Origin of the sequence: Streptomyces sp. UNOB3_S3 (assembly GCF_020740895.1) — a bacterium.
GTDB lineage: Bacteria > Actinomycetota > Actinomycetes > Streptomycetales > Streptomycetaceae > Streptomyces.
On the sequence record NZ_JAILXP010000166.1, the window covers coordinates 1 to 14,849 of the forward strand.

Below are 14,849 nucleotides of genomic sequence, written 5' to 3' on the forward strand. Positions count from 1 at the left end.
GGGTTCGTCCTGGGCGGGGTGGTCCGCGCGGAGGGCGAGTCGGGCGAAGCGGGACCGGGCGCCGGTGCGGAGGCCGATGCGCTGGGGCCCGCGGCCGAGTCGCCGGTGTCGCGGTTGAGCACGTACACCAGCCCGCCGCCCGTCAGCAGCCCGGCGGCCACGACCAGGGCCACGAGGTACGGGGTCTTCGAGGAGGACGGCGGCGTCTGCGGCCCGACCTGCACGGGCGGGTGCTGGTACGGGCCGTTGTACGGGCCCGGCTGGGGCGCTCCCGGCGTGTACGGCGCTCCCGGCGCCCCCGCCGCGTACGGCGGCAGCGGCTGGTGGTGGCCCGGCGCGGTGAGCGTGGGCGGGTCCGGCTGCCGGGCGCCCGGGGGCGGTCCGGCGATGGTGGGCGGCTCGGCCGCCGGGGATGGGGGTACCTCCCATGCCGTTGAGGCTATGGGGGAGGGATCGGCGACCGTGGCGGGATGGCCGGTGGCCGGACGCGCCGGTTCCTCGGCCTCCTCGACCTCCAGCAGGCTGATCGCGTGCCGGCCCAGCTGGGCGACGAGACCGCCGGGCAGCCAGGGCTCGGTGGACCGCAGGTCCTCCAGCCGGTCCTGGACCCCGGTGCGCTCCAGGACCTCCGCGGGCGTCGGCCGGTCGCCGGGCTCCTTGGCGAGGCACGCCGTGATCAGCTGCCGCAGCCCGTCCGGCACCCCGGCGAGGTCCGGCTCCTCGTGGACGATCCGGTACATCACGGAGTGCACGGCGCTGTCGGCCGCGCCGAAGGGCATCCGGCCGCCGGCCGCGTACGCCAGCACCGAGCCGAGGCCGAAGACGTCGCTCGCGGGGGAGATCGTGTCGCCGCGCACCTGCTCGGGCGACATGAAGCCGGGGGAGCCGACGGTCGCGCCGGTACGGGTGAGGCCGGCGCCGGTGACGGTCTCCAGGGCCCGGGCGATGCCGAAGTCGATGACCCGGGGCCCGTCGAGGGTGATCAGCACATTGGACGGCTTGAGGTCGCGGTGGACGATCCCGGCGGCGTGGATCGACTGGAGGGCGCGGGCGAGCCCGGCGCCCAGCACCCGGACGGACCGCTCCGGCAGCGGCCCGAAGTCACGGTCGACGACCCGGCCCAGCGAGGGCCCGGCGATATAGCCGGTGGCCACCCAGGGGACGGCCGCCTCGGTCTCCGCGTCGAGCACGGGCGCGGTCCACTCGCCGCCGACCCGCTGTGCCGAACGCACCTCCTGGGCGAACCGGCGCCGGAACTCCTCCTGGCCCGCCAGTTCCGGGCGGACCACCTTCACCGCCACCGTGCGACCCCGGCCGGAACGGGCGAGATAGACCCGCCCCATCCCGCCTTCGCCGAGCCGGCCCAGCAGCCGGTACGAGCCGAGTGTGCGCGGATCCTCCGGCGACAGACCTTCGATGCCGTCCATGCCGGCTCTCCTTCCCCCATGTTCCACGGCGGAGAATAGCGGTACGGCAAAGGGCCGGGTATCCGCACGGCGAAATCGTGGATACCCGGCCCTGCACGGGGGCGCGCGGTCTGCCGGACGCGCCGGTCGTGCGTCGGCTCCGGACGCCGCTTCGGACGTCGCTTCGGACGCCGGTCCCGGCGGTGGTCAGCCGGGGAGGATGTTCTCCGCCTGCGGGCCCTTCTGACCCTGGGTGATCTCGAAGGTGACCTTCTGCCCCTGCTGGAGTTCCCGATAGCCCTGGGTGGCGATGTTGGAGTAGTGGGCGAAGACGTCGGCGCCGCCGCCGTCCTGCTGGATGAAGCCGAACCCCTTTTCCGAGTTGAACCACTTCACGATGCCGGTAGCCAAACTGATCGATCTCCTTAATGGTGGAGCACGGCGGAATTCCGTACTCCAGGAAAAACGCAAGTGCGCCCGAGATCACGGACCTTCAGGCGCACATGACAAATGGGACCAATACTGCAACCGCGAAAGACCGTAGCAGGAGAAAACCGCCGAATGTGGATTTCCCGCACGGCGATTTGCGGGGGCGGCCGGCGGTGCCCGCCGGCTCCGGCGGGCCACTCGGCACTGTGTCCACGGGGGCGCCCGGCGGCCGACACAGTGCCGGTACCGGGGCCCGTTCGCGCTCCCTAGGCTCGGCCCGACAGCGACGGCCGAGCAACCGATCAGAGGTCACGCCCGTGAGCACGCAGCTAGTTCCCACCGACGCCGTGGCGGTCAAGGCCGCCGACCGCGCCCACGTCTTCCACTCCTGGTCCGCGCAGGGCCTCATCGACCCGCCGGCCGTGGCCGGTGCCGAGGGCTCGTACTTCTGGGACTACGACGGCAACCGCTTCCTCGATTTCTCCTCCCAGCTCGTCAACACCAACATCGGCCATCAGCACCCCAAGGTCGTCGCCGCGATCCAGGAGCAGGCGGCCCGGCTGTGCACGATCGCGCCGGGCTTCGCCGTGGACGTGCGGTCCGAGGCCGCGCGGCTGATCGCCGGGCGGACCCCCGGCGACCTCGACAAGATCTTCTTCACCAACGGCGGCGCGGAGGCGGTCGAGAACGCCGTCCGGATGGCCCGGCTGCACACCGGCCGCCCCAAGGTGCTCAGCGCCTACCGCTCGTACCACGGCGCCACCGCCGCCGCGATCAACCTGACCGGTGACCCGCGCCGTTGGCCCTCCGACACGGCGTCGGCCGGCGTCGTGCGCTTCTGGGGGCCGTTCCACTACCGCTCGCCGTTCCACGCGGAGAGCGAGGCGCAGGAGTGCGAGCGCGCGCTGCGGCACCTGGAGGACACCATCGCCTTCGAGGGCCCGGGCACGATCGCCGCGATCATCCTGGAGACCGTGCCCGGCACCGCGGGGATCATGGTCCCTCCCCCAGCTACCGCTGGGAGGTGCCCCCAGCCCGGCTACCTCCCGGGCGTCCGGGCGCTGTGCGACCGGTACGGCATCGTCCTGATCCTCGACGAGGTCATGGCCGGCTTCGGGCGGACGGGCCGCTGGTTCGCCGCCGACCACTTCGGGGTCGTCCCCGATCTGCTGACCTTCGCCAAGGGCGTCAACTCCGGCTATGTCCCGCTCGGTGGCGTCGCCATCTCCGCGGAGATCGCCGCCACGTTCGAGGAGCGGCCCTACCCGGGCGGGCTCACCTACTCCGGCCACCCGCTGGCCTGTGCCTCCGCCGTGGCGACGATCAACGCGATGGCCGAGGAGGGGATCGTCGAGAACGCGGCGCGCGTCGGCGAGGACGTCCTCGGCCCCGGCCTGCGCGAACTCGCCGAGCGCCACCCGTCCGTCGGCGACGTCCGCGGCCTCGGCGTCTTCTGGGCCGTCGAGCTCGTCCGCGACCGCCGCACCCGTGAGCCGCTGGTGCCGTACGCGGCGACGGGCGAGGCGAACGCGCCGATGGCGGCCGTCACGGCGGCGATCAAGGCGGCGGGCGTCTGGCCGTTCGTGAACATGAACCGGGTGCACGTGGTGCCGCCGTGCACCGTCACGGAGGCGGAGGCCGAGCAGGGCCTCGCGGCCCTGGACCGGGCCCTCACGGTCGCGGACCGCTACGCGGCCTGACGGCGGCGACGGCCCCGCCGGGCTCCCCGGCCGGGCCGTACCGCCGGTACCCGCTCCCACAGCCCGCTCACAGCATCAGGTACCGTTCACCGTCCCGTGCGCACGGTCATATCGCCCGACGTCGGCCCTCGCCTATGGTTGCGAGGGCCGTTCGCATGCCAGGCGTGCGGCCATCGAAAGGGAGACGAAGGACCAATGCCAGGCAGCGAGGCTGTCAAGCGCACGACGCTGCGCTCACAGATCGCCGACGCCCTGCGCGACGAGGTCATCGCGGGGCGGCTCCCGTCCGGCCGGCAGTTCACCGTCAAGGAGATCGCCGAGCAGTACGGGGTCTCGGCCACCCCCGTCCGCGAGGCGCTGCTCGACCTCTGCTCGCAGGGCCTGCTCGACGTCGAGCTGCACAAGGGCTACCGGGTGCGGGAGTTCTCGCACGCCGACTTCCGCGACATGATCGAGGCCCGCACGCTCGTCGTCGACGGCATGTTCCGGCGCTCGGCCGAGCAGGCGCTGACCTCGGCCACCCCGGAGGCGCTGGCCTCCGTGCGCCGGCGGGCCGACGAGGCCGCGCGGGCGGCCCTCGCGGGCGACCTCGACATCCTCATCGGCTACGACCTGCGCTTCTGGCGGGAGATGGCCGGGCTCGTGGGAAACCCGTATATATCCGACTTCCTGGACCGGCTCCGGGTGCAGAGCTGGATCTTCACCGTCCCCCTGCTGCGCCGCCTCGGCGATCTCCGGGGACGGTTGTGGAACCGGCACGCCGAGCTGGCGGAGGCCATCGCCTGCCGGGACGTCGAGCGGGCCCAGCGGATCGTCGTCGCGTACAACCGGCACACCCTGGAGCTGATCGAGGCCCTGTCCCAGGGGTGATTCCCGCCACCGGAACGACCGCGTCCGGACTATAAGGCCGTTATGTCGGATAGTTCCGATAGTTACAGTAATTCCGTTCGATGACTGATCGATGTAGTGCGCATAGGGTCAAGACCCGCCCGCAGTCGTCGACACAACGGAATGTGATGCGCAATGAAGATGACGCCGGTCCCGTCCGCCGAGGCCGACGAGGAGGACCGGGGCGCCATCGGGCTGTCGGTGATCGTCCCGGCGTACAACGAGGAGGACCGGCTCGCGCCCACGCTCAAGGCGATCCGCGCCCACCTCGATGACGGCCCCGACCCGGCGTGGGAACTGATCGTCGTCGACGACGGCTCGACCGACGCCACGGCGGCCGTCGCCGGGGCCGCCGCCGCCGAGGACCCCCGCATCCGCCTCCTGCCCACCCCCGTCAACCGGGGCAAGGGCCACGCCGTGCGCACCGGCGTCCTCGCCTCGCGCGGCCGCCGCGTCCTGGTCACCGACGCCGACCTGGCCACGCCCATCGGGGAACTGGCGCTCCTGGAACACCGGATGGACGAGGGCGCCGCGGCCGCCGTGGGCTCCCGCGCCCTGCCCGGCTCCCGGATAGCCGTCCGGCAGCACGCGCTGCGCGAGGCCATGGGCCGGATCGGCGCCGGGCTGATCCGCGCCGCCGCCGTTCCCGGCATACGCGACACCCAGTGCGGCTTCAAGCTCTTCGACGGCGACAAGGTCCGCACCGCCTTCTCCCGCTCCCGGCTGGACGGCTGGGCCTACGACTTCGAGATACTGCGGTACTTCCACGAACAGGACTGGGAGGTCGCCGAGGTGCCCGTGCGCTGGGCCCATCAGCCCGGTTCCAAGGTGCGTCCCCTCGCCTACCCCCGGGTCCTCGCCGACCTCGTCCGCGTCCGCTTCCGCGCGCGGCGCCGGACGGCGGGCCCGGCACGGTTCGCGATACCCGCGCTCTTCCTCCTCCTCGCCCTCTTCCTCTACGCCGGGCTGTGGAGCGACCCGGCCGGCCGCTATCTGATCGACTCGGATCAGGACCAGCAGCAGTGGGAGTGGTTCTTCGCCGTCACCGCCGACAACGTCGCGCACCTGCGCAATCCACTGTTCAGCGATCTCCAGAACTTCCCGCTCGGCGTCAACCTCATGGCGAACACCGCCATGCTGGGCCTGTCCGTCCCCCTCGCACCGCTCACCTGGCTCCTCGGCGCCCAGGTCACCTGGGCCGTGGTGCTCACGGGCGGGCTCGCGGCGACGGCCTGGGCCTGGTACTGGCTGCTGGCCCGGCGCTTCACCCGCTCCCGCTGGGCGGCCGCGGTGGGCGGCGGTTTCTGCGCCTTCGCGCCGCCGATGATCTCGCACGGCAACGCCCACCCCAACTTCGCGGTGCTGTTCATGATGCCGCTGATCGTCGACCGGCTGCTGCGGCTCTGCGAGGGCCGGCGGACCAGACGCGACGGCGTCGTCCTCGGGCTCTTCCTCGCCTATCAGATCTTCCTCGGCGAGGAGGCCCTGCTGCTGGCCGTCACCGGCCTCCTCCTCTTCGCCCTCGGCTACGCGGCCGCCTCCCCGCATGTGGCGGCGGCCGTCGCCCGGCCCCTGCTGACCGGCCTCGGCATCGCCGCCCTCGTCTCCGTACCGCTGGTGATCGGCCCCCTGGCCTGGCAGTTCTACGGCCCGCAGAGCTACGGCGGCGTGCTCCACGGACAGGTGGGCAACAACCCCATGGCGTTCCTGGAGTTCGCCACCCGCTCGCTGGCCGGGGACGGGGCGGTCGCCGCCTCGCTCTCCCCCAACCGGACCGAGGAGAACGCCTTCTTCGGCTGGCCGCTGGTCGCCCTCACCGTCGCGATCGTCGTCCACCTGCGGGACCGCCCGGGCGTCCGCGCCCTCGGCTTCACCGCGCTGGCCGCCGCCGTCCTCTCCCTCGGGCAGAACATCCCGCTCCTGGGCACGGACAAGACGCTGCCCGGACCGTGGCGGCTGCTGGCCAAGGCGCCCCTCTTCGAATCCGTCATCGAGTCCCGGATGGCGATGGTCTGCGTTCCGGCCGTCGGCATCCTCCTCGCCCTCGCCTGCGACCGGCTCGCCGCCCGGCGGGCGCGCAGCGAGCGCGAGAGCTCCCGCCGGATCGTCGGCTGGGCCGCCCTCGCCGCCGCCCTCCTCCCGCTGCTGCCGACCCCCTACCGCACCGTCGAACGCGCCCCGGCGCCCGCGTTCTTCGCGGACGGCACCTGGCGGGAGTACGTCCGCCCCGGGCACACGCTGGTGCCCGTACCGGTGCCCGACCCCAAGAAGACCGCGGCCCTCGGCTGGCAGATCGACGCCGGCCTCGGCTTCCCGCTCCCCGGCGGCTACTTCATGGGGCCCTGGGGACCCGACCGGACCGGCATCTACGGCCCCCAGCCACGGGCCACCTCCGAACTGCTCCACAAGGTCCACGAGACCGGCGAGGTGCCCGCCATCGGGGAGCCGCAGCGCCGGGCGTTCCAGCAGGACCTCGACTTCTGGCGGGCCGACGCGCTCGTCCTCACCGACCAGCGGTTCACCGACGCGCTGCGCACCACCGTCGTCCGGCTGACGGGCGAGGAACCCCGGCGGGTCGGCGACACGTGGGTGTGGGACGTCCACGCGCGCCGTTGACCCCGGGGCCGAACCCGCCCGGAAGCCGGGCGGATTCGGCGCGTCTCCATCTGTCCGCCCGGTATGACAACCGGCTGAGCGGCACTACTCTGGCCCGACCACCCGACCATCGGACGGGAAGGCGATGACGAGAGTGAGCTCACGTGGCCTGTGACCTGTGGCTGGTGCCCCTAGTCGACGTGCTCTGCCACAGCCCCGACAACCCCTTCGCCGACGAGATCGCCGCCTACGACAAGGCGCTCGGTGAGGCGGGGCTGCCCCCGGTGCCCGTCTTCGGCTATATGCCGGGTCTCTCCGGGGACGTGGCACCCGTCGCGGGCTTCGACTACGACGCCCTGCACTTCCTGCGCCGCGCCCATCTGCTGAACCTCTGTGGCCTCGCCGTCACTCCGGTGGATGAACTCGGCGGGGACTACGAGCAGTTGCTGGAGATGTTCGAGACCACGGCGCAGCAGTCGCACCTGGTCTGGCACTACGACCACGCGGGGGCGTACGTGCCGGTGGACTTCCCGCATCCGCTGTCCAACGACGAACTCCTCGAAGGCGGCGGGCCGCTGGGATCCAGCCACGGCCTGCTGCGCGAACTCCGCTCCGTGGCCCCGGTCCTGGGCATCGACCCCGACAACCCACCGGCCCCGCCGGCGGCGCCCGACCACCCCACGACCCTGGAGGAACGCGCGGCCCCGGGCCCCCACGACGACAGCCCGTTCGCCCGGGAACGCCACGTCTGGCTGGGTCTCCACGCGGCGGCGACACGGAGCCTGGGGCAGGGGTCGATGATCGTCTTCAGCTGATGCCGTCCCGCTGATGCCGTCCCGCGCCCCCGGACCCGGGGGCGCGGGGGCGGCGCTTTCGGGGGACGAGGCCGCTATCGCGGCGACTCCGGCGGCCGCTGCCGAGGCATGTTCGGCCGAGTGTGCGGCGGCAACGGAAACCGCCCCACCGGCCCGGACTCCCCGCGCGGACCCCACGCCACCAGCGACTGCGTGAGCAGCGGCGCCGGCCCCGCCCGGAACTCCACCATCCAGTCCGCCGTCTCGGCCCGGACGAGCTCCGAGACGTCCTCGGAGAACCGCCGCAGCACGGTCAGACAGCGCTCGGCGGCCTCGCTCGCCGTGCCCTCCGTCGGCCCGAGCACCTCCCGCACGCACTCCGACGCCCAGTCGAACTGGAGCACCTCCAGCCGTCGCTGCACCGCCTGGGCCGTGGCCACGCCCCGCATCCACCCGGACGTCAGCCCGAAGTACCGGTCGCAGGCCACACAGGCCACCGCGCCCAGCAGCGCCAGGAACGCCCACGCGGAGCCGGTGCGCAGCACCTTGGTGAGCTCCAGCAGCGGCAGGGCCGCGCCCACGACCGCGCAGCACGCCGCCGCCAGGCGCAGACCGCGCGCCCAGCGGCGTTTCCACGCCCGGTCGGTGAGGTACCAGTCGGCGAGGTTCAGCGCGCCGCCCTCGACCCATCTGTAGAGCTCGTCCAGTCGCTCGGCGGGCTCTCCCCAGTCCCCGAGCGGGAACGTCCGGCCGCGCAGGTCGCCCCGGTGCTGCCCTGCTGGGGGGTTCCCCTGCTCCCTCGGGAGCCCCTCGGGCTGCATCTCAGGCTGGCTCACCCTGCACTCCCTCTCCGCCGTGTGCCGTCGTGTGCCGTGATCGCAGCCTCCTTCCTACCGCCGAACGGTTGGCGTTGGGCGCAAGATCCAGCCTTTTCCGTCCGTAAGTGCGCCGACATCAGGTATAGGAGGCCCGGGGCTCTCACCCGAAAGAGTGCACGCAGGTCGGGGCGTGGACGCCGAACGGGCGGCGAAACGTTCTGACGAGAGGTTCCTACGAGCGCCGTCGGCACCCCGAGTCGTAGTGATCCACAATCGAGGCAATAGGGTGAGGGCGTGAAGGTCCTCGTCATCGGCGGCGGCGCCCGCGAACACGCCCTGTGCCGTTCCCTGTCCCTCGACCCCGACGTCACCGCGCTGCACTGCGCCCCCGGCAACGCCGGGATCGCCGAGGTCGCCGAGACGCACCCCGTGGACGCGCTGGACGGCGCGGCCGTCGCGGAGCTGGCCGCGTCGCTGCGCGCCGACCTCGTGGTCGTCGGCCCGGAGGCGCCGCTGGTCGCGGGTGTCGCGGACACCCTGCGCGAGCGCGGCTTCCCGGTCTTCGGCCCCTCGGCCGAGGCCGCGCGGCTGGAGGGCTCCAAGGCCTTCGCCAAGGACGTGATGGCCTCGGCGAACGTGCCCACCGCCCGCGCCTATGTCTGCGCCACCCCCGCGGAGATCGACGAGGCGCTGGACGCCTTCGGTCCCCCGTACGTGGTCAAGGACGACGGTCTGGCCGCCGGCAAGGGCGTCGTCGTCACCTCGGACCTGGCCGCCGCCCGCGAGCACGCGCTGGCCTGCGGCCGTGTGGTGATCGAGGAGTACCTGGACGGCCCCGAGGTCTCCCTCTTCGCGATCACCGACGGCGAGACCGTGCTGCCCCTGTCGCCCGCCCAGGACTTCAAGCGGGCCCTGGACGGCGACGAGGGCCCGAACACCGGCGGCATGGGCGCCTACTCCCCGCTGCCGTGGGCCGCTCCCAAGCTGGTCGACGAGGTCATGGAGAGCGTGCTCCAGCCCACCGTGGACGAGCTGCGCCGCCGGGGCACGCCGTTCTCCGGGCTGCTCTACGCGGGGCTGGCGATCACCTCGCGCGGGGTGCGGGTCATCGAGTTCAACGCGCGCTTCGGCGACCCGGAGACCCAGGTCGTCCTGGCCCGGCTGAAGACCCCGCTGGCCAGCGTCCTGCTGAACGCGGCCACCGGCAACCTGGCCGCCGAGCCGCCGCTGAACTGGAGCGAGGACGCGGCCGTGACCGTCGTCATCGCCTCGCACAACTACCCCGGCGCCCCGCGCACGGGTGACCCGATCGAGGGACTGGCGGAGGCCGCCGAGGCCGGCGACGCGTACGTCCTCCACGCGGGCACCCGGCGGGACGAGGACGGGCGCGTGGTGAGCGCGGGCGGCCGGGTGCTGTCGGTCACGGCCACCGGCGCGGACCTGGCCGCCGCGCGGACCCGCGCCTACGAGGCCGTCTCCCGGATCCGGCTGGACGGCTCCCACCACCGCTCGGACATCGCGGAGAAGGCCGCGTCGGCCTGACGACCGACGGCGGAACGAGGCGGAACGACAGCGGAACCACAGCGGAACCACAGCGGAAAGCAGTCGGAGAAGCGGGCGGAGAAAACGGGCGGAAACGACCCGTCCGCCCGCGCCGCCCCCACGCGAAGCCATTCCATCGGGTGAGTGCTTGCCCAAGCGGCTGACGCACGCCCCACCCCCAACTAGGGTGCGGCGCAGGCCGGCTGCCGCGTGGCTGACTCGGCGGCCCGACCGGCCCACCGGCATTGCGATGTCAGAGGCCGGTGCCACAGTGGGGGAGGTAAGCAACGCACCTCGGCAGAGCACTACCGGCAACTGGGGGTGATCGGTCCCGTGGCAGGTCCCGAAGCATGCGCGCCGACCGCGCGCACCAGAGCCCTGGCCGTGCTGCGGGTGCGCGGCGCGGCGCTGGCCGTGGCCCTGTTGCCGGCGGCGGTCGCCGTGGTGCTGGCGGTCGGCTCCGCGACGGGGCACGTCCCCGAGGGCTCCGCGCCGGCGGCCGCCCGTCCGGCCGTCACCGCCGCCGCCGTGCTGGCCCTGGCGCTGGCCGCGATGGTGGCCACCGTGGTGGCCCGGGCCCGTCCGGCCCTGAGCCCCACCGTCCCGATCCCCGAGGAGACGGCCCCGGACCTCTACCGGCTGGTGCGCGACCTGGCCGACCGGCTGGACGTCCCGGCGCCCTCCGCGATAGCCCTCACGCCCGACTGCGACAGCTGGCTGGAGGACCGTACGCACCCGGCGCACGGCCCTCCGCGCAGGTTCGCGCTGGTTCGGGCGCGGGCGGTGGCCGCACCGGTCCTGGTGATCGGTTCGCCGTTCCTGTGGTGGATGCGGGTCGCCGAGCTCCGCGCCCTGCTGGCGCCGGTCGTCGCGGGCACGGGCCCCGCCGCCCATCCCGACATAGCCGCCGCCCGCCGGTTCGTCCGGGGGCTGGACGCCGCCGTCGCCGTCGCGGCGGGCAGGCCCCACCTCGCGTTCGTCGGCTGGGTGGCCCGGCTGCTGCTGGGCTCCTGCCGCGAGCACGCGGCCGAGATGGAGCGCGGGGTGGCCGCGGCCGCCTCCGAGCGCGCCCAGACGGTCGACTACGGCCTGCGCATCGTCGCCCAGGAGCAGGTCGGCCTCGCCTACGCCGGCTGGGACCGGCTGCTCAACCGCGTGGCCCTGCCCGCCTGGCGGATGGGCCGCTGGCCCTCCCGGCTGGACGCGGGCGTGGTCTCCGCGCTCACCGAGCTCTCCCGCCGCGACCGGCTGGCCGAGGGCTTCGCCTCCCGGCTGGGCGAGCGGCCCGCCTGCGACCTCCTGGAGGAGCCCGGGCTGATCGACGAGGCCGCCTCCCTGCTGGCCGCCCGGCTCTTCCACGGCGGCCCGGCCGAGCCCGGCCCCGGCTGGACGCCCGTCGCCTGGAACCAGTACCCGGAGGAGGTCGTGGACCGCACCTGGCGGCTGGAGGCCGCCCGGCTCCACCGCGTCCTCGACGACATCGCCGCCTGCGGCGCCACCCCGGGCACCCCGGGCCCGGCCGTCGCGCCCGGGCCGGACGTGCCGCCCGGCGCGCCCACGGTCGCCCGCGTCCTGGAACGGCTCGGCGGCCCGGGCGGCGGCGGGATCGGCGAGGAGCTGGAGCTGCGGCTGAGCGCCGAGGTGGCGCGGGACGCCGCCCGCGAGGAGGCCACCGCCCGGCGCGGCGCCCTCGGCACGGTGTCCGGCTCCTGGTCCGGCGGCCTCGCCCCGCTGTTCCCCCTCCAGCCGCCGCGCAGCGGCCGCGAGCTGCTCGCCGACCACGTGACCGCCATGGTGTGCTGCGCCGCCGTGGACACCGCCGGGGCCGCCCCCGGCCTGGACTGGCTCGACGGCCCCGCCCTGCTCGTTGGCGGCACCCGCCGCGCCGGTCTCTCCCGTACGGTCCTGACCCTGATCGAGGACGGTGACGCCGAGCCGCTGCGGGCCTGGCTCGGCGAGGTCGGGGTCCGGATGGAGAAGCCCGTCAGGCTGATGTGAGGCGGAGCCCGGGGCCCGCGCCCGGGTGACCCTCCGTGATGACGTGACGCAGCGTAGAGGCCGAGCCATCACTTCCGGGGAATTTCCCGACGAACGGTGACGGTCCGGTTGCGTCATGTGATCTGCTGGGAATCTGCTGGGAATCCGAAAAGGTATCCGGAGCCCCAGGGGAGGGAGCGCACATGGGGATGGACCAGATCCGTCGCTGGGAGTCCGGGGCACTCGCGCACGCCGTCTCGGATCCCTTCGGGCAGGGCCCGCTGCCCTGGCTGCGCGGCGGCGAGTTCTACTTCGACGGCACCGGGAAGATCATTCCCTGGTATGTGGACCCGGTGACCGCCCCGGCCGGCTCGCGCAAGGTGCCGCCCCGCCGGCCCGGCCCCCGGGCGGCCGACGACGTCCGCTGCCAGATCAAGGGCTTCGCCACCGCCAGCGCCGTCGCCCCCGGCGAGGCCGTCGACTTCCGGATCACCGTGGACCCGCCGCAGCAGTTCGCCGTCGACGTCTACCGCATCGGCCACTACGGGGGCGTCGGCGCCGCCAAGATCACCACCAGCCCCCGGCTGTCGGGCATCGTCCAGCCCCCGCCGCTCACCGTGGACCGCACGGTCTCCTGCCACCACTGGTGGCTCTCCTGGCGGCTCCAGATCCCGTCCTTCTGGAGCACCGGCGCGTACGTCGCCGTGCTCACCACCGCCGACGGCTACCGCAGCCACATCCCCTTCACCGTTCGCGACGGCAACCCCTCGGATCTGCTGCTGGTCCTCCCCGACATCACCTGGCAGGCCTACAACCTCTACCCGGAGGACGGCCGCACCGGCGCCAGCCTCTACCACGCCTGGGACGAGGAGGGCCGGCTCCTCGGCGAGGACGCCGCCGCCACCACGGTCTCCTTCGACCGCCCCTTCGCGGGCGCCGGCCTGCCGCTGCACGTGGGCCACGCCTACGACTTCATCCGCTGGGCCGAGCGCTACGGCTACGACCTCGCCTACGCCGAGACCCGCGATCTCCACGCGGGGCGAATCGATCCGGCACGCTACCGGGGCGTCGTCTTCCCCGGCCACGACGAGTACTGGTCGGCCGAGATGCGCCGCACCGTCGAGAACGCCCGCGACTGCGGCACGTCCCTGGTCTTCCTCTCCGCCAACACCATGTACTGGCAGGTCGAGCTCGCCCCCTCGCCCGCCGGCCCCGACCGGCTGCTCACCTGCCGCAAACGCCGGGGCCCCGGCCGCTCCGCCCTCTGGCGCGACATGTCGCTCCCCGAGCAGCAGCTGCTCGGCATCCAGTACGCGGGCCGCGTCCCCGAGCCCGCCCCGATGGTCGTGCGCAACGCCGGCCACTGGCTCTGGGAGGCCACCGGCGCCGGCGAGGGCGACGAGCTGCCCGGCCTCGTCGCCGGCGAGGCCGACCGCTACTTCCCCCGTACGGCCCTGCCCGAGCACACCCGGCGCATCCTCCTCGCCCACTCGCCCTACCTGGACGGCGAGGGCGCCAAACGCCACCAGGAGACCTCGGTCTACCGGGCCCCCAGCGGCGCCCTCGTCTTCGCCTCCGGCACCTTCGCCTGGTCGCCCGCCCTCGACCGTCCCGGCCACACCGACCCCCGGATCCAGCGGGCCACGGCCAATCTCCTGGACCGCATCTGCAAACGAGGCTGACCCTCCCGGCCGTCCGTCAGTGCCGTACGGCAGAATCGAGGTGCTTGGACAAACCACCAGGAGGCCGCGTGTCCGGATTCGTCGAGAAGCCCAAACCCATCGAGGTGCCGGGGCTGACGCACCTCCACACGGGGAAGGTCCGCGACCTCTACCGCGACGGGGCGGGCCGGCTGGTGATGGTCGCCAGCGACCGGATGTCCGCCTACGACTGGGTGCTGCCCACCGAGATCCCCGACAAGGGCCGCATCCTCACCAAGCTCTCCCTGTGGTGGTTCGACCGCCTGGCCGACCTGGTGCCCCACCACGTCCTCTCCACGGACCTCCCGGACGGCGCCCCCGCCGACTGGGCCGGCCGCACCCTGATCTGCCGCTCCCTGGACATGGTCCCCGTCGAGTGCGTGGCCCGCGGCTACCTCACCGGCTCCGGCCTCGCCGAGTACCGCGAGACCCGCACCGTCTGCGGCCTCGCCCTCCCCGAGGGCCTGGGCGACGGCTCCGAGCTGCCCTCCCCGATCTTCACCCCCGCCACCAAGGCGGCGGTCGGCGAGCACGACGAGAACGTCTCCTACGAGGAGGTCGCCCGTCAGACCGGCGCCGAGACCGCGGCCGTCCTGCGCCAGACGACGCTCGCCGTCTACGGCCGCGCGCGCGACATCGCCCGTGACCGGGGCATCGTCCTGGCCGACACGAAGTTCGAGTTCGGCTTCGACGAGCACCGCGAGCTCGTCCTCGCCGACGAGGTCCTCACCCCGGACTCCTCCCGCTTCTGGCCCGCCGAGACCTGGGCCCCGGGCCAGCCCCAGCCCTCCTTCGACAAGCAGTACGTCCGTGACTGGCTGTCGTCGCCGGCCTCCGGCTGGGACCGCACCGGCGAACTCCCGCCGCCCCCGCTGCCGGAGAGCGTGGTGGAGCGGACGCGCGAGAAGTACGTGGAGGCGTACGAGCGGCTTACCGGCACGAAGTGGGTGTGACGGGGGCGTAGCCCCTGGCCCCCGCCCCCCGCCCGGGGGGTTGGGGG

General features: G+C 73.7%; 11 protein-coding genes. 8 read left to right on the forward strand and 3 right to left on the reverse strand.

Features of this window, described 5'->3' with window-relative positions:
* Positions 1-1,418: protein kinase (locus tag K6I33_RS19065; RefSeq protein ID WP_374285164.1), on the reverse strand; the 1,418-nt coding region annotated here is incomplete at its 3' end.
* Positions 1,419-1,613: 195 nt separating this feature from the next.
* Positions 1,614-1,817, reverse strand: a complete 204-nt coding sequence (locus K6I33_RS19070) for a cold-shock protein (RefSeq protein ID WP_229354004.1) — start codon at positions 1,815-1,817, stop codon at positions 1,614-1,616.
* Positions 1,818-2,152: 335 nt separating this feature from the next.
* Between K6I33_RS19070 and K6I33_RS19075 the strand changes: the two genes are divergently transcribed.
* From K6I33_RS19075 to K6I33_RS19090, 4 genes are all read left to right on the forward strand, one after another.
* Positions 2,153-3,535, forward strand: a complete 1,383-nt coding sequence (locus K6I33_RS19075) for an aspartate aminotransferase family protein (protein ID WP_229354007.1) — start codon at positions 2,153-2,155, stop codon at positions 3,533-3,535.
* 195 nt (positions 3,536-3,730) lie between these two features.
* Positions 3,731-4,405, forward strand: coding sequence for a GntR family transcriptional regulator (locus tag K6I33_RS19080; RefSeq protein WP_229354009.1), 675 nt, complete (start codon positions 3,731-3,733; stop codon positions 4,403-4,405).
* A gap of 153 nt (positions 4,406-4,558) precedes the next feature.
* Positions 4,559-7,039, forward strand: coding sequence for a glycosyltransferase (locus K6I33_RS19085; protein WP_374285154.1), 2,481 nt, complete (start codon positions 4,559-4,561; stop codon positions 7,037-7,039).
* A gap of 143 nt (positions 7,040-7,182) precedes the next feature.
* Positions 7,183-7,833, forward strand: coding sequence for a hypothetical protein (locus tag K6I33_RS19090; protein WP_229354012.1), 651 nt, complete (start codon positions 7,183-7,185; stop codon positions 7,831-7,833).
* 74 nt (positions 7,834-7,907) lie between these two features.
* Here K6I33_RS19090 and K6I33_RS19095 read toward each other — a convergent pair whose 3' ends face one another.
* Positions 7,908-8,633 carry an SLATT domain-containing protein gene (locus K6I33_RS19095; RefSeq protein ID WP_238491789.1) on the reverse strand — a complete coding sequence of 242 codons (726 nt, stop codon included), beginning with the start codon at positions 8,631-8,633 and terminating at the stop codon, positions 7,908-7,910.
* 291 nt (positions 8,634-8,924) lie between these two features.
* Between K6I33_RS19095 and purD the strand changes: the two genes are divergently transcribed.
* The 4 genes from purD to K6I33_RS19115 all read left to right on the forward strand — a co-directional run bounded on the left by purD (position 8,925) and on the right by K6I33_RS19115 (position 14,802).
* Positions 8,925-10,172 (forward strand): phosphoribosylamine--glycine ligase, encoded by a 1,248-nt coding sequence (gene purD, locus K6I33_RS19100; protein ID WP_229354016.1) that lies wholly within the window; start codon positions 8,925-8,927, stop codon positions 10,170-10,172.
* 321 nt (positions 10,173-10,493) lie between these two features.
* The gene (locus K6I33_RS19105) at positions 10,494-12,170 is read left to right on the forward strand and encodes a hypothetical protein (protein WP_374285159.1); all 1,677 of its coding nucleotides are present in this window, start codon (positions 10,494-10,496) and stop codon (positions 12,168-12,170) included.
* 182 nt (positions 12,171-12,352) lie between these two features.
* On the forward strand, positions 12,353-13,831 hold the full coding sequence (locus K6I33_RS19110) for a N,N-dimethylformamidase beta subunit family domain-containing protein (protein WP_229354017.1): 1,479 nt from the start codon (positions 12,353-12,355) through the stop codon (positions 13,829-13,831).
* 68 nt (positions 13,832-13,899) lie between these two features.
* Positions 13,900-14,802 carry a phosphoribosylaminoimidazolesuccinocarboxamide synthase gene (locus tag K6I33_RS19115; protein ID WP_229354018.1) on the forward strand — a complete coding sequence of 301 codons (903 nt, stop codon included), beginning with the start codon at positions 13,900-13,902 and terminating at the stop codon, positions 14,800-14,802.
* Positions 14,803-14,849: the final 47 nt, after the last annotated feature.